Source organism: Geobacter argillaceus (genome assembly GCF_007830735.1).
GTDB classification, from domain to species: Bacteria; Desulfobacterota; Desulfuromonadia; order Geobacterales; family DSM-12255; genus Geomobilibacter; species Geomobilibacter argillaceus.
The window spans coordinates 95,180-120,068 of sequence record NZ_VLLN01000011.1; the positions used below are offsets into that span (position 1 = coordinate 95,180).

General features: G+C 54.1%; 25 protein-coding genes and 1 pseudogene. 23 read left to right on the forward strand and 3 right to left on the reverse strand.

Annotated elements, in window-relative coordinates:
* Window positions 1-65: 65 nt before the first annotated feature.
* The 13 genes from JN12_RS10540 to ftsX all read left to right on the forward strand — a co-directional run bounded on the left by JN12_RS10540 (window position 66) and on the right by ftsX (window position 13,750).
* Complete coding sequence (locus JN12_RS10540; RefSeq protein ID WP_145022305.1) at window positions 66-1,109, forward strand: 6-bladed beta-propeller; 1,044 nt, start codon at window positions 66-68, stop codon at window positions 1,107-1,109.
* 747 nt (window positions 1,110-1,856) lie between these two features.
* Window positions 1,857-2,945 carry a cytochrome c3 family protein gene (locus JN12_RS10545; RefSeq protein ID WP_145022308.1) on the forward strand — a complete coding sequence of 363 codons (1,089 nt, stop codon included), beginning with the start codon at window positions 1,857-1,859 and terminating at the stop codon, window positions 2,943-2,945.
* 118 nt (window positions 2,946-3,063) lie between these two features.
* Window positions 3,064-4,272, forward strand: coding sequence for a type II secretion system F family protein (locus tag JN12_RS10550; RefSeq protein WP_145022311.1), 1,209 nt, complete (start codon window positions 3,064-3,066; stop codon window positions 4,270-4,272).
* 4 nt (window positions 4,273-4,276) lie between these two features.
* Window positions 4,277-6,004 carry a GspE/PulE family protein gene (locus JN12_RS10555; RefSeq protein WP_145022314.1) on the forward strand — a complete coding sequence of 576 codons (1,728 nt, stop codon included), beginning with the start codon at window positions 4,277-4,279 and terminating at the stop codon, window positions 6,002-6,004.
* Between the two features lie 6 nt (window positions 6,005-6,010).
* Entirely contained in the window at window positions 6,011-6,931 is a 921-nt protein-coding gene (gene pilM / locus JN12_RS10560; RefSeq protein ID WP_145022317.1) for a type IV pilus biogenesis protein PilM, read from the forward strand.
* On the forward strand, window positions 6,931-7,467 hold the full coding sequence (locus JN12_RS10565; RefSeq protein ID WP_145022320.1) for a PilN domain-containing protein: 537 nt from the start codon (window positions 6,931-6,933) through the stop codon (window positions 7,465-7,467). The genes pilM and JN12_RS10565 overlap by 1 nt, the downstream gene beginning before the upstream one ends.
* Window positions 7,468-8,019, forward strand: coding sequence for a type 4a pilus biogenesis protein PilO (gene pilO, locus JN12_RS10570; RefSeq protein ID WP_145022323.1), 552 nt, complete (start codon window positions 7,468-7,470; stop codon window positions 8,017-8,019). It abuts the gene before it with no gap.
* Window positions 8,016-8,624 (forward strand): hypothetical protein, encoded by a 609-nt coding sequence (locus JN12_RS10575; protein WP_145022326.1) that lies wholly within the window; start codon window positions 8,016-8,018, stop codon window positions 8,622-8,624. Before pilO ends, JN12_RS10575 begins: the two co-directional genes overlap by 4 nt.
* 74 nt (window positions 8,625-8,698) lie before the next feature.
* Window positions 8,699-11,200 carry a cohesin domain-containing protein gene (locus JN12_RS10580; RefSeq protein ID WP_145022329.1) on the forward strand — a complete coding sequence of 834 codons (2,502 nt, stop codon included), beginning with the start codon at window positions 8,699-8,701 and terminating at the stop codon, window positions 11,198-11,200.
* A 17-nt stretch (window positions 11,201-11,217) separates the two neighbouring features.
* A complete protein-coding gene (locus tag JN12_RS10585; protein ID WP_145022417.1) occupies window positions 11,218-11,718 on the forward strand; it encodes a type II secretion system protein in 501 nt (166 codons plus the stop codon).
* On the forward strand, window positions 11,719-12,141 hold the full coding sequence (locus JN12_RS10590; RefSeq protein ID WP_246125836.1) for a type IV pilin protein: 423 nt from the start codon (window positions 11,719-11,721) through the stop codon (window positions 12,139-12,141).
* A gap of 9 nt (window positions 12,142-12,150) precedes the next feature.
* Complete coding sequence (ftsE, locus tag JN12_RS10595) at window positions 12,151-12,819, forward strand: cell division ATP-binding protein FtsE (protein ID WP_145022333.1); 669 nt, start codon at window positions 12,151-12,153, stop codon at window positions 12,817-12,819.
* Complete coding sequence (gene ftsX, locus JN12_RS10600; RefSeq protein ID WP_342795411.1) at window positions 12,791-13,750, forward strand: permease-like cell division protein FtsX; 960 nt, start codon at window positions 12,791-12,793, stop codon at window positions 13,748-13,750. Before ftsE ends, ftsX begins: the two co-directional genes overlap by 29 nt.
* On the opposite strand, the gene JN12_RS20795 is transcribed toward ftsX, so the two are convergent.
* Complete coding sequence (locus tag JN12_RS20795; RefSeq protein ID WP_246125837.1) at window positions 13,747-14,070, reverse strand: hypothetical protein; 324 nt, start codon at window positions 14,068-14,070, stop codon at window positions 13,747-13,749. The two genes, ftsX and JN12_RS20795, sit on opposite strands and share 4 nt — an antisense overlap.
* Window positions 14,071-14,115: 45 nt before the next feature.
* Here JN12_RS20795 and JN12_RS10605 point away from each other — a divergent pair, with 45 nt between their 5' ends.
* The 5 genes and pseudogenes from JN12_RS10605 to JN12_RS20805 all read left to right on the forward strand — a co-directional run bounded on the left by JN12_RS10605 (window position 14,116) and on the right by JN12_RS20805 (window position 17,997).
* The gene (locus tag JN12_RS10605) at window positions 14,116-14,937 is read left to right on the forward strand and encodes a murein hydrolase activator EnvC family protein (protein WP_246125838.1); all 822 of its coding nucleotides are present in this window, start codon (window positions 14,116-14,118) and stop codon (window positions 14,935-14,937) included.
* Between the two features lie 47 nt (window positions 14,938-14,984).
* Complete coding sequence (locus JN12_RS10610) at window positions 14,985-16,325, forward strand: S41 family peptidase (RefSeq protein ID WP_145022338.1); 1,341 nt, start codon at window positions 14,985-14,987, stop codon at window positions 16,323-16,325.
* 181 nt (window positions 16,326-16,506) lie between these two features.
* Window positions 16,507-16,845: pseudogene (locus JN12_RS21210) on the forward strand (cohesin domain-containing protein); the annotation flags it as partial.
* Between the two features lie 82 nt (window positions 16,846-16,927).
* A complete protein-coding gene (locus JN12_RS20800; protein WP_246125839.1) occupies window positions 16,928-17,125 on the forward strand; it encodes a hypothetical protein in 198 nt (65 codons plus the stop codon).
* 23 nt (window positions 17,126-17,148) lie between these two features.
* Complete coding sequence (locus JN12_RS20805; protein WP_246125840.1) at window positions 17,149-17,997, forward strand: hypothetical protein; 849 nt, start codon at window positions 17,149-17,151, stop codon at window positions 17,995-17,997.
* A gap of 74 nt (window positions 17,998-18,071) precedes the next feature.
* On the opposite strand, the gene yhbY is transcribed toward JN12_RS20805, so the two are convergent.
* Window positions 18,072-18,374, reverse strand: coding sequence for a ribosome assembly RNA-binding protein YhbY (gene yhbY / locus JN12_RS10620; protein ID WP_145022344.1), 303 nt, complete (start codon window positions 18,372-18,374; stop codon window positions 18,072-18,074).
* A 181-nt stretch (window positions 18,375-18,555) separates the two neighbouring features.
* Here yhbY and lepA point away from each other — a divergent pair, with 181 nt between their 5' ends.
* The 4 genes from lepA to rpsA all read left to right on the forward strand — a co-directional run bounded on the left by lepA (window position 18,556) and on the right by rpsA (window position 23,349).
* Complete coding sequence (gene lepA / locus JN12_RS10625; RefSeq protein ID WP_145022347.1) at window positions 18,556-20,358, forward strand: translation elongation factor 4; 1,803 nt, start codon at window positions 18,556-18,558, stop codon at window positions 20,356-20,358.
* A gap of 13 nt (window positions 20,359-20,371) precedes the next feature.
* Window positions 20,372-21,040 (forward strand): signal peptidase I, encoded by a 669-nt coding sequence (gene lepB, locus JN12_RS10630; RefSeq protein ID WP_145022351.1) that lies wholly within the window; start codon window positions 20,372-20,374, stop codon window positions 21,038-21,040.
* Window positions 21,041-21,172: 132 nt separating this feature from the next.
* On the forward strand, window positions 21,173-22,057 hold the full coding sequence (locus tag JN12_RS10635) for a hypothetical protein (protein ID WP_145022354.1): 885 nt from the start codon (window positions 21,173-21,175) through the stop codon (window positions 22,055-22,057).
* A gap of 77 nt (window positions 22,058-22,134) precedes the next feature.
* A complete protein-coding gene (gene rpsA, locus JN12_RS10640; RefSeq protein ID WP_145022357.1) occupies window positions 22,135-23,349 on the forward strand; it encodes a 30S ribosomal protein S1 in 1,215 nt (404 codons plus the stop codon).
* Between the two features lie 22 nt (window positions 23,350-23,371).
* On the opposite strand, the gene JN12_RS10645 is transcribed toward rpsA, so the two are convergent.
* Entirely contained in the window at window positions 23,372-24,076 is a 705-nt protein-coding gene (locus JN12_RS10645) for a pentapeptide repeat-containing protein (protein ID WP_145022360.1), read from the reverse strand.
* A 267-nt stretch (window positions 24,077-24,343) separates the two neighbouring features.
* Between JN12_RS10645 and pyrR the strand changes: the two genes are divergently transcribed.
* Window positions 24,344-24,880 carry a bifunctional pyr operon transcriptional regulator/uracil phosphoribosyltransferase PyrR gene (pyrR, locus tag JN12_RS10650; RefSeq protein ID WP_145022363.1) on the forward strand — a complete coding sequence of 179 codons (537 nt, stop codon included), beginning with the start codon at window positions 24,344-24,346 and terminating at the stop codon, window positions 24,878-24,880.
* Window positions 24,881-24,889: the final 9 nt, after the last annotated feature.

Genomic DNA, 24,889 nt, shown 5'->3' on the forward strand with positions numbered 1-24,889 from the left:
GCTTTGGGGGACAGGCGTTGTGCTCCTCTTTGCCACATGGGTGCTTGGGATGATCAAGGCGTAACATGGTTACTGCTATGCGTTCCATGTTTTTTCTGTCGCTTGCCTTTCTTCTGCTCGCCGGCTGTGCGTCACCGCGTGGGGATTCCCTTTTGCTGGTGGATAATTCGTTGAACATGGTCTGGCCACCCCCCCCGGAGACACCACGCATAAAACTCCTGCGAATAATTTCAGGTCCCGAAGATGTCATTCCACAAAGTACCGCCATGCAGCGTCTTTTTGAGTACGTGACCGGAGAAAAGCGAGGAGGGGCTCCTTTCGTTACCCCGGCGGGGCTGGTTGCAGACGGTGAGGGCATCATCTATGTTGTTGATACCTTAGGCAAAGGTGTCCATAAATATGATCTGATCAACCGGGAAGTTTTATTTTTTACTACGGTAGGAACAGAGCCATTTGTCAGCCCAGTTGCGGTTGCGCTGGACGGGGCCGGTGTATTGTACGTGGTCGATTCCGTCACGGCTAAGGTTTACAAACTTGACAAGTTCGGTGAGTATCTTGGTGAAATGGCAAAAGATGAGCAGCGTTTCCAAAGACCAACCGGCATAACTGTTACGCATGAAGGCGTTAAGTATGTCGTTGATGCCTTGGCACGGAAAGTGTTAGTCTTTGACAAGTCAGACACTTTTTTGCGGGCGTTCCCGGATAATCCTGCAGATAACCTGTTGATCAGGCCGACAAATGTGACGGTTGATGCTGATGGCACGGTATATGTTACCGACGCCTTTGATTTTTCAGTAAAAGTATTCAGCCCCGACGGCACGTTCTTGCATCGGATCGGGGAGGTTGGTGACGCACCTGGTTATTTTGCCCGCCCCAAGGGGGTCGCGGTGGATACAGACCGGCATCTATACGTGGTGGATGGTAACTTCGATAATTTCCAGATTTTTGACAATAGGGGGGGGACCTTATTGTATGTTGGTGAAACTGGCAGCAACCCCGGTCAGTTCATGCTGCCGAACGGGATTTTCATAGACACGAAAGACAGGATCTATGTATCTGATTCGTACAATCGCAGGATTCAGATTTTTCAGTACCTCAAGGAGAGATAAGGTGGTGAGCGTTCTTTCGCTGCTTTTCACACTTCTGTTTTGTGCTGTTCCTGTGTCGCTCCATGCAGTAGGCCCCAAGATTTCGCAGATCGGCAACAAGCACAATCTGGCATCGTGGAATACCGCCGTGACCTATCGTGCAGTAGTGAACCCAAATGATCCCAGTCAACGGCATACACAGATATGTGTCTTTTGTCATACGCCGCACCACGCCTCAGGTAGTGCCGTGCTCTGGAACCGAAGTGACCCTACTCGCACGTTCGGTCACTTTTCCTCGCCTACCCTGGTGATCGACAACCCTGATGTCAGGACATCAAAAAGCATGTATGGTGAGCCTAATGGTTCATCTCGACTCTGCCTTAGCTGTCACGACGGACAGACTGCTTTGGGGGTTGTATTCAACGGCGCCGCCATCGCTTTCCCGGCAGGGTTGAGTACTCTTCCGTATATGCGTTATTCCTCGCACCACCCGGTTTCGTTTGTCTACGACACCTCTGTACTGGCAGCGATCACGCTCAAAAAACCGCTTGAGGGATATCGGCTCCCGACGGATTCTCCGTCGGCTTCGTTTGTCAAACTTGACCAGCAAAAGAGGCTACAGTGTGTATCGTGCCATGATCCCCATCAGGACCAATCGGTTACGCCAAGTGTAGTCAGTCCGTTCTGGGTGGGTCCTGACCACGATACGGTCTGCAAGGCCTGTCATAATGTCCAGACGTTACCCGTCCTTCCCCCTTGAGGAGAGCAATGAATCTGAAAACACTGTCAGTGGCATTTCTCATCCTTATTGCCCTTATTTCGTTCAGTGGACACGCAATGGCACAGGCCCATATTGACAAGCGAAACCTGCCGTTAGGCTGTGCAACGTGCCACTTTAAATCGAATTTGAAGAGCGGCGGTGGCGCTGCGGTGTGTATTACCTGTCATGGCGATCCACGGCGCCTTTATTCACCACAGAAAAATATGCCCAAAGGGTTCGCTCCGGCAGGCATGCGGCTCAAAAACATCGAAGCCGAGTTTGCCAAGACCTACCGCCATCCGGTATTCGATCTTCCCGGCCGGCACAGAAGCAATGAGGTGTTGCCCGAGACCGATCCGAAGATGCTGCGCCATGCCGAATGCGTGGACTGTCATCATCCCCACATGGTTGGGAAAAACAGCAAGTTTGCCGGAATTCGTCGGAGAGCCTCTGGTTCTCAGTCTACTGATATTATGCATGAATACGAACTCTGCTATCGATGCCACGCAGAAAGCGCCAATCTTCCCGGTCGCTATACGAACAAGAAAGCCGAATTAACGACAACAAACCCCTCGTTTCATCCGGTTGAGGGCGAAGGAAGGAACCTGGCCGTGGTCAGCCTTGTCAGGCCTTATCGAGAAAAGAAAGCCGCCCAGGAAGATATCTCCACCTTCAGCTGTAGCGCCTGTCATGGGAGCGATGATCCGAGCGGTCCCAAGGGCCCCCATGGCTCGCGTTATGAGCACATTCTTGTGGATAATTACTATTCAAAAGACAATCAGCCCGAGTCTCCCTTTGCCTACGCGCTTTGTTACCGTTGCCACAACCGGTCGAGCATTCTTGCTAATGAAAGTTTTCGTTACCATTCCCTGCATATACTGGGAACGGGCCGCCTGAACACCGGCGGCACGTCCTGCCATACGTGCCATTCTGCTCATGGCAGCCAGGAGTACCGATACCTGATAAAATTCAATCCTGAAATAGTGACCCTCAATTCAAAGGGATTGCTGAAATTTGTTGAAAAGGGGTCATATAAATTCAGTGGTGAGTGCTATCTTTCCTGTCATGGGGTTGATCATAACCCAAAATCTTACTGAGATAGCCGGGTCATAATTGTTCAATATCCGCAAAACCGCGCCAGCACTTAAACCACAGGCCTTTGCCCGTGGTTTTTGTGTTTGATTTTCAGGGTAAGTGTGGTAGAAGAAATACGATATGGCCTTGTATGTATGTAAAATCGGAAGCGCGGATGGGAAGATCCTCGAACGTGAGTTCGAAGCGCTGAATCTGGAGAGCCTCCGTGAAACCCTTTCCGAACAAGGCTTCCATGTTTTTGATGTTCGCAGAAAGTCGTTTCAGTTTCTTTGGAAAAAGAGTGGTACCCGTCGCCGGGTGGATAACAAAGAACTGCTGACGTTCAACCAGGAACTCCTGGTCCTGATAAAATCCGGTCTGCCGATCATTCATGTGCTGGATACCATCCTGGAACGGGTAGAGAAAAGCAATCTTGCCGAAATCCTCAAGAACGTCAGGGAGGAGATAAAGGGAGGTAGCGCCCTGTCCGAAGCCTTCGAACGGTATCCCGGTGCTTTTTCTCAACTTTACGTGGCGTCCATTCGGGCAGGGGAGAGGACCGGTGACCTCCCCCAGACCATTCGCCGCTTCATACTGTTTCTGAAAAAGACGGAAATGTTTAAAAAGAAGGTCATCTCCGCCCTTTTTTACCCGGCCATCCTCCTTACAGCCGCCTTTCTCGCTGTCACCATGCTTCTGGTCTATGTCGTTCCGACCTTCAGTCAGGTTTACGCTGATGCGGGATCTGAGCTGCCGCTGCCGACGCAGATGCTTATCGCTTTCACCTCGGCGCTGAAAAAGCTCTTTCCGTTCCTTGTCCTCGGAGCAGTGCTGGCAACGTATCTGCTGCGTGGCTGGGTTCGGACGCCACAAGGGCGTTTTGCCGTTGACCGTCTAAAACTGCGTATTCCGTTACTTGGCGATATTTTTCAAAAATACTCGGTTGTCAGTTTTACCCGTACCTTTGCAACGGTTCTGGAAAGCGGTATACCAATTGTCGAGTCATTAAAGATGTCGGTGGGGACACTCAATAATCGCGTCCTCGAAAGGAAGCTCCTTGACGCTGTCGGCAGGGTCGAGGAGGGAACCAGTCTGGCTGTCGCTATCGATGGGGTAAAGCTTTTTCCGCCACTGGCCCTTCGTATGCTCGGGGTGGGGGAGGCAACCGGTTCCCTGGAGGAAATGCTGGGCGGGATTTCCGATTATTTTGAAGAGGAGATCGACCAGCGCCTACAGGTACTCAGCACAGCAATCGAGCCCGCCATCATGATCATTATGGGACTCATCATCGGTGTAATCATCATTACCATGTACTTGCCCATTTTCAAGATCGGAGAAGCCGTCAGGTAACGCTATGGACTTTTTACGACCCTATACCAGAAAACGGCTTGGCGATATCATGGTTGATCGGGGAGATCTGAACCCGGAACAGTTGGATTATATCAAGGAAAAGCTTAAGACAACCAATCAGCGTTTTGGTGAAATCTGCCTGAGCGAAGGGTTGATATCCGAAGATATCCTGTACCGCTCTCTGGCCGAACAGTTTGGTGTGGAATATATCGACCTGTCCGGTTTTAAGCCGGATGAAGCCCTGCTTGGCCAGTTCCCGGCCGATGTTTTCTATCGTTATCATTTCGTCCCCATCGAAGAAAAGGGGGTGGCCCTGGTTATTGCCATCGCAGACCCCACCGATGTCCTCAAACTTGATGAACTGGAACTTCTTTTGGATCGCCCCCTTATCACCAAGCTGGCGCCGGCATCCCATATCGCCCATCTTCTGAAGAAGGGGGAAGGGACGAGCCGGGTCTTGAAGGAGGTCTCCGAGGATTTTCTGCTGCAGTTGGTCACCGAGACCGACAAAGGCGAAGAGGTTCTGTCGGTTGAAAACATTTCGGCTGATACCAGTCCGATTATCAAACTTCTGAATTCCACCATCATCGATGCCCTGACGCGGCGTGCCAGTGATATCCATATCGAAACCGCCCATGAGGGTGTCATCATCAAATACCGGATCGACGGCGTCCTTTACAAAGCAACGGAACCGATCGATGGCCATTTCCAGGGACCGATCATTTCTCGTCTCAAAGTCATGAGTGAACTGGATATCTCTGAACGCCGCATCCCGCAGGATGGGCGTTTCAAGGTCCGTATCAGCAATAAATCCATTGATTTCCGTGTTTCCATCATGCCGAGCGCCTTCGGTGAGGACGCGGTTATCCGGATACTTGACAAGGAGAGTATTGCCAACAACATTAAAGGGTTGACTCTTGAGTCGCTGGGGATGTCGGAACGGGAGATGAGACGATTTCGCAAGATGGTGCGCGAACCGTATGGCATGGTGCTGGTCACCGGCCCAACCGGTTCGGGAAAGACAACCACCCTTTATGCTGCCCTGAGCGAGATTCATACCGGTGAAGAAAAAATCATCACCATCGAAGACCCGGTGGAGTACCTCCTGAAAGGAATTGTCCAGATTCCGGTGAATGAGAAAAAAGGGCTCACGTTTGCCCGCGGCCTTCGCTCCATTCTTCGTCACGACCCCGACAAGATCATGGTCGGTGAGATACGTGACCCGGAAACTGCTCAGATTGCGGTTCAGTCGGCGCTGACCGGCCACTTGGTATTCACAACGGTTCATGCCAACAATGCTTTCGATGTTCTGGGCCGTTTCATTCATATGGGAATAGACCCCTACAACTTTGTCTCCTGTCTGAACTGTGTCATGGCGCAACGGTTGGTCAGAAAGATCTGCCAGAAATGCCGCTATCCGGTGACGTATTCGGATGACGTCCTTAGGGAGTCCGGCATTGACCCCAACGAGTGTCGAGAGGTTACGTTTTACGATTCCAAGGGATGTGACGACTGTAACGGTACCGGCTACCGGGGGCGTTCGGCCATTGTGGAGCTTCTGGATCTGAACGACGAACTTCGCGAGTTGATTATCGCTAAGGCCGCGACGACAATCCTCAAGAAATCGGCTCGCGAGTCAGGGACGGTATTTCTGCGTGAGTCAGCCATGGAAAAGGTTTTCGCCGGCGAAACTACCCTCCGTGAGATCAACCGGGTAACCTTTGTGGAGTAATCGGGAATGTTTTTGAAGACCAAGGCTATTGGCCTTGAAATAGCCCATGAGGGTGCAACCATAGCTTTGGCTGGAAAGAGGCGGGGTCTCCCCGTGCTGGAGCGGTGCGAGTCGGTATCCTTCCCGGCCGGGACTCTCAGGCTATCCCTCAAGGAACCGAACATCATCGACCGTCCTTTTATGGTCGGTCAGTTGCGGGAACTTCATGCACGGCTTCTTACCAATCAGAAGCAGGTTTCACTCTCGTTGCCCGATGCAGCGGGAAGAGTAATGCTCCTTGACCTGGAAACCCGCCTCAAGAGCAAGGAGGAAGGGGCGGATCTCATCAGGTGGAAATTGAAAAAAAACCTGCCCATTGATATCAGTGAAATCCACCTGGACTACCAAATACTCAGGGAGCGGGAGTCCGGAGAGCTTTCGGCCCTGGTCGCCCTTGTCAGTCGGAGTGTAATCACGCAATATGAAGAAATTGTAAGCGAAGTCGGACTCGAGCCGATCCGTATCGATTTCACCACCTTTAACTTGGTACGGCTTTTTCTTAGAATGGTGGGGCAGGAAAATACGGCTGTTATTCTTTGGTATAAAGGAGTTATCAGTATTCTCATTTTCCATGACGGGGTTCTTGAGTTCTTCAGGGCTAAGGAAATTTTCGAAGGAAGCTTTGAAACCAACCGGGTCTTCCGTGAATTGAACAGTTCGTTCCTGGTCTACAGAGACAAGGTGTCAGGACAAAAGCTTCAAAGGGTTCTGTTTTACAGCCCTCCCTGGGATCGAGAGGCATTACAGACGCTCCTGACCGATGTGACCGGTGTGACTCCCTATCAGATCGATCTTGGCCGTTGCGTCGGACAGTCGGAGAGTCCTGCATCGGAATCGATGCTCTACTCATCTCTGGCAGCGGTAGGCGCCGCCGCGAGGATTTTCTGATGAAATTACAGATAAACCTCGCGACCAGGCAGTATATTAATCTGCGCCCTTTCGATGCCGGGATTCTGGTCACTGGTGTGCTGCTGTTGGTGGTACTGACACTCAACGTGTACGATCTTGCAACAGCCGCCGGTGAGAGCAGGCGTCTGAGCCAGGAACTGGCTGGCATTGCGTTGAAGGGTAAATCAGCCCACCCACCGGTGACCGATAAGGATTGGCAGCGTCTCCAGGCAGACATTGCCGGGGCCAATGCAATCATCCGTAAAAAGGCTTTTAACTGGCTTGTTTTTCTGGACGACATGGAAACGGTTCTTCCCGACGGTGTGACCATAGTCAGTCTTGAACCAAAGGCCGGGACCGGAGAACTGAAACTGTCAGGGTCGGCACTATCCTTCGGCGGTATCAGTGCATTACTGGCCAACATGGAGAATTCCAGGCAGTTTGCCGATGTATATCTTCTGTCGCAGGCGGAACAGAAGTTCGGACAGACCCAAAAAGGGACAGTCTTTACCCTTACCTGCAAGGTGCAGCTGTAAATGACTCGTAAACAGGTATTAGACATAGCCAGGCAGCGCCGGATTCCGTTGGCAGCCATTGTCCTTCTGCTTGTTGCGAACGTTCTCGCCTATGGCTATCTGACCGCCTATCAACAGCCCGAACTCGACAGAATTCGGGGAGAATGGTTTGCCAAGCGGCGGATGGCTGTCGGAGAGAAGGACCAGAGTCGTCCCGCACTTTACGCCCAAGGTGTCAGGGAGCTGGAGGAATGGCGTGCGCGGGTCATGGTCAAGAAAGATTTCGCTCCGTTTCTTTCCCGGCTGTTTTCTTCAGCCAGCAGGCGCAATCTCCAGCTTGCCGGTATTACCTACAAGCCAGCGGTGGAGAGTGGCAAGTCCATGACGTCCTACGCGATCGGATTTTCCGTCAAAGGTAAATATGGTGAGATCAAGTCCTTTCTTTCCGATCTCCTGGCGATGCGCGAAATGGTGGTGGTGGATGGAATTGACTTGAGCAACTCCAAGTCTACCGAAGAGCAGGTTGAACTGAGAATGCAACTGACCGCTTATTTCAGACTGGAGCGGCCATGAACCGGCAGAGGCTCCTTCTGGTTCTTCTCCTGTCATTCGCCGTGTCGGTGATATACAGTTATTCCAAATATCCCCGGCAAAAGACCGTAGATAAGCTGACGTTCACACCGGGAAAAGTGTCCCGGCCGGCTCCCGCAAAAGCCGACAACAAGATCGATGACAGCCGGATTCTGCTGGCACTTCTTGATGAAAGGCGTGCCGTCGGGGTGAGTTACCGGAAGAATCTTTTCCGTCCCCTTTTCCGGGACGAGACGCGGATTGTTCCGTTCCCGCCACCCCCTCCAAAACCTTTGCCGTCTCTTCCGCCACCGCCGCCACCTGCTGCTGCGACAGTGGCTCCTCCCGCAGCAGCGGAGCCAACGCCGGTTCAACGGGATATGGCGCGGTTCACTTTTCTCGGTTTTATGAAAAAAGATGGTAAGAAAACCATTTTTCTCTCCAGCAATAAGGAGATATTTGTCGTTAAAAAGGGTGACAGAATAACCGGCAAGTACGAAGTAGCCAATGTCACCGATGATCTGTTGACTATTAACGCCCTTGGTGACGGTGGCCAGATAATTATTCCTTTGATTGAAAACAAACCGCTGTCAGCACCCAGAAAATAAGACTGGCTGAGATTGAAGTGCCTTTGACCGTGAAACAGAGAACTGCCCTCAGCTCGGGTAAGGAGAGATACGCGATGCCGTTGTACAGAACTGGAATACTTGCGTTTGCCTTGATGGGGCTGATTGCCGGTTGTGCTGCCGGGCGGACCGCCATCGGGAAGGGCGAGATGCTGGAGCGGCAGGGGCGGCTTGACGAGGCGGTTCTGAAGTACGCCGAAGCGGCTGCGGCCAACCCGAATCAAGGTGAGTACCGGCTCCGTTTTCTGAAGGCGAGCGTCGATGCTGCACGGGCCCACGCCAAGAAGGGTGATGAGTTTCTTGAACAGAAGAACTTCGACGAAGCAATTCGTGAGTATCAGAGCGCCGTGGCTCTTGATCCGTCTTTTGATAAGGCAAAACAGCAGAGCGATCTGCTGATAAAGCTGCGGAACGCCCAGGTCATTTTCCTTGAGGGTGTGAGCCTGGAAAAGGACAATAAGCCGCGTGAAGCGCTCCGCGCCTATCAGAAGGCCATCAGCATCGATTCCGGGCATAACGGTGCCAAGGAGGGGATCGAGCGTCTGCTGAAAACGCGCAAGACCAAGCTGGATGGCTACGAGCTCAATCTAAAGTCCACGAAGCCGATCACGCTTAAGTTCAAGGACGCCAAGATCAAGGAGGTTTTTAATATCATCACCCAGCTTTCGGGTATCAATTTCGTCTTCGACGAAGGGGTGAAGGATAATAACGTCACCATCTATCTTGAAAACGCAACGTTTCAGCAGGCCCTGGATATCATCACCGGGATCAACAAGCTCGGCAAGAAGGCGCTCAATGAGGGCACGGTTATCGTGTTCCCCAAAAGTCCCGATAAAATCAAGCAGTATGAGGAACTCTTTGTCCAGACCTTCTACCTGAACAAACTCGACGCCAAGAAGGCGGTGAACCTGATCAGGACCATGCTCCAGGTGAAAAAGATCTACGTGAACGAAGAGATGAATGCCCTGGTGATCCGTGATACCCCTGACGTGCTCGATGTGGCGCGGAAGATTCTCGAAGCCAACGATGTTCCGGATGCCGAGGTGCTCCTGGAGGTAGAGGTCATCGAAATAGCAAAGAAAAATGCGGACAATTTCGGATTGGTACTCAGCCGTTATGCGGTCTCGGCAGCTGCTTCGGCGTCCGGTTCCGGCGCTCTTCTGTCCGATGTCCTGGCGCAGCCAACGGCGACCACTACGACAACGACATCCACAACAGGAACTGCTGCTTCCGCTTCAACGGGTGTTTCAAATCTTCTGAACCTGTTCCGCTGGCGAGGTTATGACGGTTTCATTACTGTTCCCAACGCCACCTTCAATTTCGGTAAGACCATTGGTAATGGCGAAACCCTTTCCAACCCGAAAATCAGGGTGAAGAACCGGGAGAAGTCGAAATTCAACGTCGGTACGCGGGTACCTATTACCACAACGTCAACCAACGGCACGGTCGGTGGGATCAACGTCAACGTCCAGTACGTAGATGTCGGTGTCAAGTTGAGTGCCGAGCCGACCATCCAGCTCAACAACGAGGTCAACATCAAGTTGAGTCTTGAGGTCAGTTCCATTCTCTCCAAGGATAAAGTGGGCGACGGTAACACCACCGTCGTCACCATCGGTACCCGTAACCTGGACACTGTTCTTTCCCTCAAGGATGGCGAAACCAGTATCATCGGCGGTTTGATGCAGGACATCAAGAGTAAGAGCAATCAGAAGATCTCTTTACTCGGGGATATCCCGGTGCTCGGTTCGCTCTTTTCCAGCCATGACACGTCCAACGACAAGACCGAACTGATACTGGCCATTACCCCGCGGATCGTCAGGGGGATAACGGTGCCTGAAGCTGATGTCGCCGCCTTCTGGTCCGGCATGGAGGATGATCCGTCGATCGCCAAGCCCTATGGCTCTTTTACCCAGGAGCCTGAATTTGCCGCGACACCGCAGCCGACTGCTGCCCCATCTCCGAAACCGGTACCACCGCAAACCCAGCCGGCTGCACCTGCGCCTTTTCAGCCCGTTCTCGAACCGCAGCAGAAGGTTCCTGCGCAACCGGGGACAATACCGGTAACTGCTGTTCCGGCCGCACCTATGCCGGCTGCACAGACACCAGTTCCCCCGCTTGCACCACCACCGGTCCGGCAGCCGGCTGAGCGGATATCCCTGAATATCGGTGCGCCGGCTTCGGTGAAGGCTGGGGAGCAGTTCATGGCAGAGATAAAGATTAGTGATGCAAAATCGCTTTTGAACGCACCATTCGTTCTCGTCTACGATCCGGCCTTTCTGGAGTTCCAGGCAGCCGCGGAAGGGGATTTTCTGAACAAGGACGGCAAACCGACAACCTTTAAGTCGACTGTTGACAAGAACACCGGTCAGGTTACGATAACTTCTGCCCGCCAGCCTGGCGATGGCGGTATTGGCGGTGCAGGGACATTACTGACGGCCAGTTTCAAGGCGAAGAGCAAAGGCCCGGCCAGCCTTGGGTTCATGTCGGTAAAGTTTACCGATGCCGGAGGCAAGATCATCGAGACCATACCGTACAACACCGTCATAGAAATAAAGTAGCCGGTCATTGCTGGATGATGAAACTCCTTATCAGAAACCGGCGTGGCATTAGCCTGATAGAGCTGATCGTTACCTTGACGATCCTCTCGATACTGGCTGCCCTTGTTCTGCCATCGGCCCAGTTGACTGCCAAGCGGACCAAGGAGATCGAGCTGAGGCGAAACCTGCGCACTATTCGGACTGCACTTGACGAATTCAAGAAGAACTATGACAAAGCGATTGATGAGAAAAAGATCATTCCATCCATGAACAAGATGCCAAATGGTTATCCTGAGGACCTGAAACTGCTGGTAGATGGCTATGATTTCGGTGGGCTGGTGAACTATAAGAAAAAGTTCCTGAGACGCATTCCCGTCGACCCTTTCAGCCCCACAATCAAAGGGGAAGAACCCAAATGGGGGCTCAGATCCTCTGTCGACGAGCCGGGCAACACGACCTGGGGGGGGGAAGACGTATTCGATGTCTACTCTCTCAGTGAAGAAACGGCCATTGACGGCAGCAAGTACAAGGAGTGGTGATTGGATCGCTTTCGATGTATCTTAGGGCGCAGGGCTGCCCGCAACCGTGGTTACACGATAATCGAGCTCCTGATCGTCATGTCGATCATCGGTATACTTGCTTCCATCGCTGTCCCGAATTATCAGTGGGGGCTCATCAAGGCCCGTGAGGCGGTCCTGAGGGAGAACCTCTACTCTTTCCGTTCCACTATCGATCAGTTTTACGCCGACCAGGGTAAATTCCCCGATTCGATTCAAGAACTGAAGGATAAGAAATACCTGCGTGACATTCCAAAGGATCCCTTTACCAAAAGCAGGGACACCTGGGTAACCGTTTCACCTCCGGCATCAACCGACGGCGGAGAGATCAAGGGGTCGGTATATGACGTTCACAGCCAATCTAACCTGATTGGTAGCGACGGTACTCCCTATAATGAATGGTGACAGTTTTCCATGATTGAGCTTCACGGTGTGCATCTGCGCTACCAGCAGGAGAGTGTGGCGTTAAAGGGCGTTTCACTCAAGATCCCCAAAGGGGATTTTGTCTTTTTGACCGGACCATCGGGGGCAGGAAAGACTACCCTGCTGAAACTGCTGTATGGTGCCGTACTGCCAACTCAGGGGCAGATTGTCGTCGACGGTCAGAACATTGCCCGATTCAGCCGTTCGCAGCTTCCCTATTACCGGCGCACTCTGGGAGTGGTGTTCCAGGATTTCAAACTCCTCCCAAACCGTACCGTCATGGAGAATGTGGCGGTGACCCTGGAGGTCCTGGGATGGAGCAAGAGCGATATCGGCAAAAAAGTTTATCATACCCTCAAGCAACTTGGGGTGGAGGACAAGCTGAATGTCTGCCCCTCACGCCTTTCCGGCGGGGAACAGCAGCGGGTAGCCCTGGCCAGGGCACTGGTGAACGATCCCAAGATCCTTCTGGCCGACGAGCCGACGGGTAACCTGGACGATGCCAACAAGGAGCAGATCCTGCAAATTTTTAAAGATGCCAATATCCGGGGGACGACAGTGGTGATTGCTTCCCACGACCAGCGTCTCATGAACCTGGTGCCGGCACGGTTTGTCAGACTTGAAGGGGGATGTGTCAAAGACGATGGTGTCAAAGCATAACAAACATGTCAAGCGCCCCAAGCACTCCCGTGAAGGGTTTTGGGGGCGGCTTATCTATTTTTGGGGAAAGACTTTTGTCAGTATCCGGCAAAACCTGTTGCTCCACTCCCTTGCTACCGGGACTATTACCCTGGCGCTCCTGATCATTGCCCTGTTCCTGCTTGTGTACGTGAACGTGGAGAAAACGGCGGATGATTGGAGCACCAAGGTCGAGGTGACGGTCTACTTTGAACGGGAGCCGGTGCCGCTACAGCTTGCCGCCATCAAAAAATCGATCATGGATATACCCGGGGCGGCAAAGGTGACGTACGTCGGCAAGGATGAGGCTGCGAAACGGTTTCGAGCACGCCTGAAAGGTCAGGAGTCGCTTCTTGAAGGAGTGGCGGCGGACCTGTTGCCCGCATCTCTGGAAATTGGCCTGAAGCGCGAGTATCGTCTGGATGAGGCGATCCAGGGATTTGTCGGGCGTTTGCGGAAAATACCCGGTATCGGCGAGATTCAGTATGGCGATGACTGGGTGAGAAAGTTCAATGCCTTCATGACGTTTCTGCGGCTTGTCGGCCTGCTCCTCGGCGGCTTCCTGCTGCTGGCCGTCTCCTTTATCGTTTCGAATACCATCAAGTTGACCATCTTTGCCCGACGGGACGAACTGGAGATACTGAGTCTGGTCGGAGCTACCCGCTTTTTCATCAAGGCGCCGTTTCTGCTCGAAGGCATTGTTCAGGGGGTGACAGCCGCGCTCCTGGCAATGCTGCTCCTTGGCGGGATCTACCTCGCCTTTCTCCATAATGCCGAGAATTTTCTGGCACTTAGCCCGGCTACCGGCATCACCTTCCTTCCGCCCGAGTACCTGGCAGGTTTGCTTGCTCTCGGGATCATCATCGGCTTCATGGGCAGTCTGGTGTCTCTGAAGCGCTTCATTACCCTCTAGACATGCGATCCTTGTTCTTTATCCTGCTTTTGCTGACCTGTTTTCATGGCATTGCCGAAGCCGCTGATATTCAGCATGAACTCCAGGGCGTAAACCGGGAAATTCGGGAAAAGCGCCAGTTGTTGCGGAAAACCAGAAAGGAAGAACGCCAGGTTAGCAATGACCTGGTAAAGATAGACCGGACGTTGCAGGAGAAGGAACAGAACCTGAAAGCCCTTAGTCGGGAGTTGAAGCAGGCAGAGGTTCAGGTTGAGCGGACCCAGCAGGAAATTGAAACAGCCAGGCACGAGGCTCAAAAAAAACGCGACCAGATACGGCAACGGCTTGTATCCCTTTATAAGGCGGGTGAATTGGGGAGTGTCAGAATGTTCTTCTCTTCCGGAACCCTGCCACAATTGGTTGAAAATCAACGCTACATGAAGGTGGTGCTGGAACACGATAAAGTGCTGTTTGCCGAGTATAATGCCAAGATCGATAAGCTCCGGTCGTTAAAGCTGAACCTGGAACAGGATGCGGCCCGTAAGGAGAAGATAAAGGGCGCAGTCAATGCCAAGAAACAGGAGATAGAGACCGAAAAACAAAAAAAGACCGTCTATCTTTCCCAGGTTCGTCAGGACCAGCAGACCTACCTGGCATCATTGAAAGAGCTCCAGGCCAATGCCAAGCGGCTGCAGACCATGGTTGAAAGGCTTGAAGCGCGCAGTAGAAAAAGCTATACTGCCAGAAATGAAAAAAAGCCTTCCCGGCTGGATCCCGGCAAGGATCTGCCGCCAGTTGCGGATAAGGGATTTGCATCGCAGCGTGGCAGGCTGCCGGTCCCGGTCAGGGGGCAGGTTGTCGGCACCTACGGCAGGCACAAGCATCCCGAATTCAACTCATACACTATCAGTAATGGTATCTCTATCAGCGCGCCGGCCGGCACTGAAATCCGATCCGTGTATGATGGTCAGGTCATATTCGCCAGTGCCTTCAAAGGCTACGGAAATATGGTGATCATAGACCATGGGGGGGGATATTTTTCCTTGTATGCCCATAGCTCGAAGATCCTGAAGGGTGTCGGCACAAAGGTCTCCGGTAACGAGGCCGTAGCGCTGGTGGGGGATACGGATTCATCCAAAGGGCCGCTGCTCTATTTCGAAATTCGCTATCAGGGAAAACCGATTGATCCGTCTCCCTGGTTAAGATAGCTACGATATATTCACATAAACACAGAAAAGGATATTGGGGAGGTACGATGCAGAACAATGTAAACCGCAGGAAGCTGATCATTCTCGGGGTGCTTCTGACGTTGGTGACCCTTGGCGTAGGGATCGGCATCCAGCGCAAGTGTGCGGCCCAGGGTGGCAACGACTACGAATCGATTGAGCTCTTTACCGATGTTCTCTCCATTGTAAAGAAAAGCTATGTCGAAGAAGTAGACACCAAGAAGCTCATCTACGGGGCGATAAACGGCATGCTTGCCTCCCTCGATCCGCACAGTTCGTTCATGCCGCCGGAAACCTACAAAGAGATGAAGATCGAGACCAAGGGTACCTTCGGCGGTCTCGGTATCGAAATCTCCATAAAGGACGGGATACTTACGGTAATCTCCCCCATCGAGGATACGCCGGCGTTCAAAGCCGGGATCAAGGCGGGTGATCAGATACTGAAGATCGATGACAAGTTCACCAAGGACCTGAGCATCATGGATGCCGTGAAGCGGATGCGTGGCACCAAGGGGACCAAGGTCACCCTGACCATCATGCGGGAAGGATTTGACAAGCCCAAAGACTTTCCGCTGACAAGGGACATCATTCAGGTGAAGAGTGTCAAGTTCAAGACGCTCGATGACGGCTATGCCTATGTCCGGATCGCCCAATTCCAGGAAAAGACCGATGATGATCTGGAAAAGGCGCTGAAAACCCTTAGTGATGAAAATGGCGGCAAGCTTCGTGGTCTCGTTCTTGATCTGCGCAACGATCCGGGCGGGCTGCTGGACCAGGCGGTACGGGTGGCCGAACATTTCGTCGAGGAAGGGAAGATGATTGTCTACACCGAGGGGCGGGAGAAGGATGCCAAGATGAAGTTCGTTTCCCGCGGTGGAAATAAGCAGGATACCTATCCGATTGTCGTATTGATCAACGGCGGCAGCGCCAGCGCTTCCGAGATCGTTGCCGGTGCCTTGCAGGATCACAAGCGCGCAGTGATCATGGGGACGCAGAGTTTCGGCAAGGGGTCGGTACAGACCATCATTCCGCTTGCCGACAATTCCGGGCTCCGCCTGACCACGGCCCGTTATTTCACTCCCAGTGGCCGCTCCATCCAGGCGAAAGGAATTGCTCCAGACATAACCGTTGAGCGCATGGAGCTTTCGTCGGCCGAAAAGAAAGATTCGATGCACCTGCGGGAGAAGGACCTGGAGAATCATTTCGAGGATGACAAGAGCAAGCAGGAGCCTGCACAGGAGAAGAAATCGGAGAAACTGCCGGCCTACAAGACAGACGAGCAGATAAAGACCGATTATCAGGTGTTGCGGGCTCTCGACCTGCTGAAGGGGTGGGATATTTTGAAGAAGGTCATGAATAACGCCGGCTGAGCTGGCTCGTGCCACATAGTTGCAATTAAGTTCAGCGCTGTCGGCCCCTGTGGACCGGCAGCGCTGTTTTGTTAGGCATGGATGCTGCATAAAAGGCTTAAACCAAGTAGTTAATAGGGAGACAACAATGCACGGTAAAGCTAGTGGTATTATTAGGACCATGTTGCTGCCATTAATGCTTATGTTTTTGTTCGCTGCACCCGTTTTAGCTGCCCCGTCCGCAACGATCCGTTACACGGGGGATGGCGTCTTTACCATCTATGGTAACGATCTGGTAAATGCCGGTGGCTTTGATATCAAGGTGCGCTATGACGGTACTGTCTTGACAAATCCTCGTGTCGACAAGGGTGAATTACTTGCCTCGGCATTTTGGGTACCGAATACGTCGCAGCCAGGGCAAGTGAATATTGCTGCCGCGCTGGCCCAGGGGGCTGTCAAAAAAGAAGGGGTGCTTGCAACCATCACGTTTACGGTGAAGGGATCGTTGCAGGGAGTTATTAAGGGGTTTGATTACAACATTGCGCTCATTGATAACCCTGGTGATTCAAGTAATATAAGCACCACTGGGAGCACTCCGGGTAGTACTGCAGGTGGGACAGGCAGTGCCACAGGCGCACCAGCTGGAACAGGCGCACCAACTGGAACAGGCGCACCAACTGGAACAGGCGCACCAGGTGGAACAGGCGCACCAGGTGGAACAGGTGGAACAGGTGGAACAGGTGGAACAGGTGGAACAGGTGGAACAGGTGGAACGAACGTCTTTGCATCTACAGGAGCCACAATCAGTGTCGGTAGCATAGCTCTGCCAACGGACCAGTTTGCCGTGGCTGAGAAGAAAGAGGATGCGCAGACCATCTACACCGATCTTCGCAAGGACCTGGCCGGCAAGGCAAAAGAGGGAGAAGAGAAGGCCAAGGAAGAGGCAGCAGACGACAAGGCGCCAGAGAAATACGTGTCGTACAAGGGGGCATTGCCGCTATTTAAAAAGTTTACCGGCGAGAAGACTCCGACAGCGCTCATGCTGCTCTTTGCCGATCAGGCAGTTGCCGGTTTCAAGCAGGACCCGCCGATTCTTCTTACCGACGGCAAGGCGAAAGTGAAGCTGTCAGTAGGTGCGAAGCTATTGGGCAAAGAGAACCCGTCCTTTGCCGTATCATCCGCCAAAATACTTTCCCTTGCCCCGGAAGAGGATGGATCATGGACGCTGGTGGTGCAACCGAAGAAAGATGCGGTGGATTCTGTTCTTTCCATCTCTTCCGGTGCCGGTGGGGCGGATATTTCGTTGCTGGTTGCCCCGATTATCGATCCTAACCTTACGAAATCCGGGAAGCTTTCCGAGGCCGACTTCGCTCTGTTTCTCAAGGAGACTGGTACGCCAAAGGCACCGAAATTCGACCTGAACGGTGACGGTAAGCGTGACTACCTGGATGATTACATCTTTACGGCCAACTACCTGGTAAAGATGAAGATCAAGCCTGAATCCCTGAAGCCGAAAGAGACGCCGAAACCGAAAGAGACCGATCAGAAATCCAAGACCAAGGAATCCGGGAAAAAACCGGGAAAAGGGGAAGAGAAGGGAATGCCGGAACCTCCTGCGGTCAAGGAGATAAAGCCGGCCGAAACGAAACCGGCACAGCCTGAGAAAAAGGAGACTCCTAAGGAACAGAAATAATGCGGCTGTTGCGATGACGTCACAGATAAAAAGCCTTTCAGACCAGATACTGAAAGGCTTTTTACATTCCGGTGTTATCTCCCCTTGCTGGCGGGAAGTTCCAGTTTCGGGGTATCCCCTTGCCTGTAGAGGAGCAGAGTTCTTCCCAGGACTTGGGCCACGTCGGCACTGCAGGCCGCGGCCAGGTTGTCGGCAACTTCATGGCGATCCATGGCACAGTTCTCCAGTACCTTCACCTTGATCAGCTCGTGCGCTGCCAGGGACTCGGCGGTCTCTTTTATCAGGGCTTCGCCCACTTCACCTTTCCCCACCATGATCACCGGATTCAGGTTGTGGCCCAGCGCCCGAAGGAATCGTTTCTGTTTTCCAGTCAGCATTGCTTCTCTCTTTCCTGTTAAAATCGTACAAAGATTGTGAGGGTAACGCATCAACCGGAACGAGTTCAAGACAATTCTGGCACAACAGAAGATTCCATCCCCGCTTTCTGCTTTACAAACCAGCGCGATGTAGGCTATTCTTCACCGGTTGTACCACCCTCACCATTTCACGGCAGGATCAATGCAGCAGAACCGTATCCGCAATTTCTCCATCATCGCCCACATAGATCATGGCAAGTCGACTCTGGCCGATCGACTTCTGGAGTACACCGGCGCCCTTTCCGACCGGGAGAAGCAGGATCAGTTCCTGGACAAGATGGACCTGGAGCGGGAACGTGGCATCACCATAAAAGCCCAGACCGTACGACTCAACTACCAGGCTGACGACGGTAACGTCTATATCCTCAACCTGATCGATACCCCCGGTCACGTGGACTTTACCTATGAGGTTTCCCGGTCGCTGGCCGCCTGTGAAGGTGGGCTCCTGGTCGTGGACGCCTCGCAAGGGGTGGAGGCCCAGACCCTGGCCAACGTTTACTTGGCCCTGGACAACAACCTGGAGGTCTTCCCGGTCCTGAACAAGATCGACCTGCCGGCTGCCGAGCCGGAGCGGGTGATCCACGAGATCGAGGAGATCATCGGCATCGATGCCCACGATGCCGTACTGGCCAGTGCCAAGGAGGGGATCGGCACCCACGAGATCCTCGAAGAGATCGTCAAGAAGATTCCCGCCCCTGTTGGCGACCGCGAGGCGCCGCTCAAGGCGCTCCTGTTCGATTCGTGGTATGACCAGTACCAGGGGGTGATCATTCTGGTGAGGATCTACGACGGGGTGCTCAAGAAGGGCGACAAGATCCAGCTCATGTCCACCAATAGGGCCTATGAGGCGCTGAAGGTGGGGGTGTTCGCCCCGGTCATGGTCGAGGTGCCGCAGCTTGCTGCCGGCGAGGTCGGTTTCATCATTGCCGGCATCAAGGACGTGGCCGATGCCAAGGTCGGGGACACGGTAACCCTGTTCCACCGCCAATGTGCGGCACCACTGAGCGGTTTCAAAGAGGTCAAGCCGATGGTCTTTTCCGGCCTGTACCCCATCGACACCTCCCAGTACGAGCAGTTGCGCGACGCCCTGGCCAAGTTGAAACTGAACGATTCATCCTTCTCCTACGAGCCGGAGACCTCGGTCGCCCTTGGCTTTGGTTTTCGGTGCGGATTCCTCGGCCTGTTGCATATGGAGATCATTCAGGAGCGGCTGGAACGCGAGTTCGGCCTGGACCTGATTACCACCGCCCCGACGGTCGTGTACCGCGTCCATCGGGTGACCGGCGAAGTGATCACCATCGAGAGCGCCAATCAACTCCCTGAACTGCAGCACGTCGAGTACCTGGAGGAGCCGTTCATCCTGGCCCATATCCATGTGCCGAACGAGTTCGTTGGGGGGGTGCTCGCCCTGTGCGAAGACAAGCGTGGGGTGCAGCGGGAGATCAAGTATCTCACGCCTACCCGGGTCATGATCATCTATGAACTGCCCCTGAACGAGATCGTCCTTGATTTCTACGACCGCCTGAAGTCCATCACCAAAGGATACGCCTCCCTGGATTACGAGCATCTGGACTATCGCCGCAGCGAACTGGTGCGGATGAATGTCATGATCAACGGCGAGGTGGTGGATGCCCTTTCGCTCATCATCCACAAGGACAAGGCGTATTTCAGGGGCCGTGACCTGGTGTCCAAGATGAAGGAGTTGATCCCCCGGCAGATGTTCGAGGTGGCGATTCAGGCGGCCATCGGCAACAAGGTGATTGCCCGGGAGACGGTGAAGGCGTTGCGCAAGGACGTGCTTGCCAAGTGCTACGGCGGGGACATCACCCGCAAGCGTAAACTTCTGGAGAAGCAGAAGGAAGGCAAAAAGCGGATGAAGAACGTGGGGAACGTTGAACTGCCCCAAGAGGCCTTTCTGGCCATCCTCAAAGTCGACGACAAGTAAAGGAACCCAGAGTATGGAAGAGTACAAGCACCTGGCCAACCAGGTCGCAGATGACCAGGAGCCCGAGCCGGTGGTGAAGAAAAAGCATATCGTCCGGGAGTATGCCGAGTCGATCATCATTGCCATCCTGCTGGCGATGGTGATTCGGACCTTCGTGGTCCAGGCGTTCAAGATCCCCTCCGGTTCCATGGAGGACACCCTGGCCATTGGTGACCACATCCTGGTCAACAAGTTCATTTACGGCACCAAGGTCCCGTTCACCGACAAGCGGTTCCTGACGATCCGCGATCCGAAACGGGGCGATGTGGTTGTCTTCGAATATCCCGAGGACCCGAGCAAGGATTTCATCAAACGGGTCGTTGGCCTTCCCGGTGACGTGGTGGAAGGACGGGACAAGAAGGTGTATGTGAACGGCAAGTCCTACGAAAACCCCCACGAGGTTCACAAGGAGAAGGAGGTTATCCCCAAAGCCCAGAACCCGCGGGACAGCTTTGGTCCGGTAACCGTGCCCGCCGGCTCCTATTTCGTGATGGGGGACAACCGGGATCGTTCCTATGACAGCCGTTTCTGGGGCTTTGTAAAGAACGACAAACTGAAGGGGCTTGCTTTCATCAAGTACTGGTCGTGGGATTCGGAGAAATTCCGGGTCCGTTTCGGCAGTATCGGCCGGCTGATCGACTGATACCAGTTGCGCTCATGTGCCTGGCGGCGGAGAGAGAGACGAGCCAGGCGTGCTGTTTGTTGCGACGTGGTATGGGATAACATCAGAAAGCCGCTCGTTGAAGCGGCTTTTTAGCGCATAAAGGATGATCCGATGACAAGATTCTTGTCCAAGTTGATGCTCAGCATACTGGTACTGGGAGCAATCACGGCCTGTGCGCCGGTGGCCGCCGAACTGCGTAGCGGAGCCTGCAACGGCATCCAGGAGGAAAACGTCCGTCTGCGGGAACGGGTGCGGCAGTTGGAAACTTCGTCGCTCACCATTGACTCCCTGGCACAGAAGAAATTCCAGCGCCTTCAGGATCTGGCCAGGGAAACGCGGGCGCAACGCACGGCCATGGCTGACTTCGCCGGTTTCGTCACCTGGATGACCGACAGTCTTGCCGGCTATAAACGCTATGTTGAAGCAGGCTCGGTTGCTGCCGGTTTTGCCAGGCTTCTTCCCATCCCTTATGCGGGGCAGGCGGGGATGTTTGCCAAATTCGTCTCACATTTTGCCCTGTCCCTCAGCGAGGCATCAGCTGCCATTAACCGTTATTCAGCGAGCTCGCAGCTGTTCCTCAAGCAGGTTGATGTCCTCGGCAGTTCACCGGAGGGGAAGGGTAAGGAGATCGCCGAATTGTCCCGTTTTGTCGACGGACAGTTGTTGAAGGATATGGCGGATGTCCGGCTAAAGCTGGGCACCACGGCAGAGCTTTCCGCTTCGACGCTCTCGTTTCTTGAGGGGCTGCATCAATATCTCGGCACGGGCGACGAATACTTTGCCAAGACCAAGGCGTTTCTTACCCGCAAGGATGAAAAGGTCGACAAGGGGTACCTGACCGCCAGTATCGAGGGGCTGAAGGGGCGGGCCGGCAGCTTCAACGCAAAGCTGAAGGGATTTGACGAATCCGCCCGGCGGAGTTCGCCGCTCATACAGTCTTTGTCGGCTTACGACGAACTGATGCGCGAGTTGGAGAAGGCGCAGAAGAACAGTTGATTGGTTAAGTGGCTGAACGGGAACATCTTCCTCTTTGACCAATGACAATAAACATCACGCAAGGGAGACAACGGACAATGACCGATGAGAAGATAGTAACGGACGACGAGTCCACGAACGAAGAGAGTTTTGCTGAACTGTTCGCCGCCAGTCAGGCCAACAGCGGCAAACTCAAGCCGGGTGCCAAGGTACAGGCACGTGTTCTGCAGGTTTCCAACGACTGGGTGTTCCTGGATATCGGCCAGAAGGGTGAAGGGGTGCTCGACCGGCGGGAACTGACCGACCCTGAAGGTAACCTGACCGTCGCTACCGGTGATACCATCACCGCCTGGTTCGTTGGCAGCTCCAAAGGCGAATTGCGCTTCTCCACCAAGGTCGGCGGCGCCGGGGCCGCGGCCCAGGGACAACTGGAAGATGCCTGGCGCAGCGGCATTCCGGTGGAAGGGGTCGTGGAGAAGGAGGTTAAGGGAGGCTTCGAGGTAAAGGTTGGCGGCTCTGTCCGTGCGTTCTGCCCCTTTTCCCAGATATCCCTGCGCCGTGCCGATAATACGGCTGCCTTTGTCGGGAAGCACCTGCCGTTCCGCGTTATCGAGTACGGCGAGCGGGGAAGGAACATCATCGTCTCCCACCGGGCCATGCTGGAAGAAGAGCAGCGCCAGGAACGGGAAAAACTGAAAGAAACCCTGACCGTCGGTACGGTTGTGGAAGGAACGGTTTCGTCCCTCAGGGATTTTGGCGCCTTCATTTCCATCGGTGCCATGGACGGACTGCTGCCGGTCTCCGAAGCTGCCTGGGGAAAGGTTCGCGACATCCGCCAGGTGCTGTCGGTGGGGGACCAGGTGAAGGTGGTGGTGAAGCAGATAGACTGGGAAAAGGAGCGGATTACCTTCAGCCTTAAGGATACGCTGGCCGATCCGTGGGAGTCGGTGCCCCGGAAATTCGCGGTCGGGACCAGTGTTACCGGCACCGTGGTGCGGCTGGCGCCGTTCGGGGCCTTTGTCGCCCTGGGTGACGGCATCGATGGGCTGCTGCATATCTCCAGGTTGGGCGGAGGGAAAAAGATTGCCCATCCCAAGGATGTGCTGAAGGAAGGCGAGACCGTGGAGGTGCTGGTAGAGGGTATTGACCTGGATAACCGGAAAATTTCCCTTGCGCTGGCCGATTTCGCCCGGGCAGCTGCCGAGGCTGACGCCGATCTGCAGGCTTTCCGCCAGAAGTCTGCCACGTCTCCTCCGGGGATGGGGACCTTGGGTGAACTGCTCAAGGCCAAGATAAGCGGAACAAAAGAATAGCGGTGATGGGCGCTCCCGGGCGTTACTTCCCGGGAGCGTCGAAGATGTCGAGGCAGCGGCCCACGGAGCCTTTTCGGCACACGTGACCATCGGTCCAGACCGTTTCGTCGAAGATGGCGCCATCCATTCTGGCGCCATCGAGGTTGGCCAGTTGGGCGCTGGCCAGGGTCAGGTTGGCACCGGACAGCACGGCCCGCTTCAGGTTGGCTTCGGTGAGGTCGGCCCGCTCCAGGTTCACTCCGGCAAGACAGGTGCCGGCCAGGTTTGCCCCCCGCAGGTTGAAGGCCAAAAGGTTAAGTCCCCCCAGATTCTTCCCGGAAAAGTCCTTAGCGCCCTTCATTCCCTCCCTTACCTGATCGACGGTCAACCTTTCACCGCTGCAGAGTGACTGCCAGTTTGTGCCGGTTGCTCCCGACTCGGCGGTTTTGGTGCCGGATTTTTTTGCCGTTTTCCTGCGCACGGACTTTCCTTTTCGCCCCTTCTTCTTGCTGGCACTCTTGGTGCGCCGCTTCTTTTTCGTACTCCCCTTTTTCTTGGTCACTGTTTTGCTGTCGGTGGTCGGCTCTGTCACAGGCGTCTTAGCCGGTTGCACTTCCGTGGGGGCGCTGTTTGCTGCAGGTTCCTCGGCACTGCCGGGCCAGGCGGTAAGAGAAACAACGAGTGCGGTCGCCAGAGCTACTGTGGCCGCTAGCATGCGCCTTGAGCGCATTATGCCGGTATTGTTCATGTTGGATTGTGTCCTTTGCCGTAGTATCCGTGCTCCGGAGAATTATAAGCAAAGGGCCGAGTGAAGCAACCAATTTCTCCTTGACGGGGGACTTCGGTGGTGATAATTTTACGGCGCTTGTACGAACCTTTTAATTTAGCCCCGTGAGGTTAACAAAGGTGAGAGGGACAATACTATTTACGCATTGACGTAAAGCCTTTTCGCCAGCCGGTGGGAAGGCTTTCTTTCGTTCTGCGAGCGGCTTTGTAAACGGAAAAGGAGGGCGCTATGGGAGAAGAGGATACGGTCATTCTCGATGGTGCCGGGATCAAACGGGCACTCACGCGGATTGCCCATGAGATTCTGGAGCGGAACAAGGGGGTACAGAACCTGGTCCTGGTCGGTATCCGGACCGGTGGTGTTCACTTGGCCCGTGAACTGGCCAGGCGTCTGGAAGAAATCGAAGGTGAGACGGTACCGGTCGGAGAGGTGGACATCACCCTCTATCGTGACGACATCAAAGGTCATACGGCACATCTACCGGTGGGCAAGACCCTCATTCCGTTCGTCATCGAGGACAAGAAAATGGTGCTGGTGGACGATGTCCTCTTCACGGGCCGCACCATCAGGGCTGCCATGGATGCCATCATGGACCACGGCCGTCCCTCCTGCATCCAGCTTGCCGTACTGATCGACCGGGGCCACCGGGAACTGCCGATACGGGCCGATTTCGTCGGCCGTAACGTCCCGACCAGCCTCAAAGAGACTATCCAGGTACTGTTCGACCCAACCAACCGGCCGCAGGAAGTGGTCTTACAGAAATAGGGGAGGAGG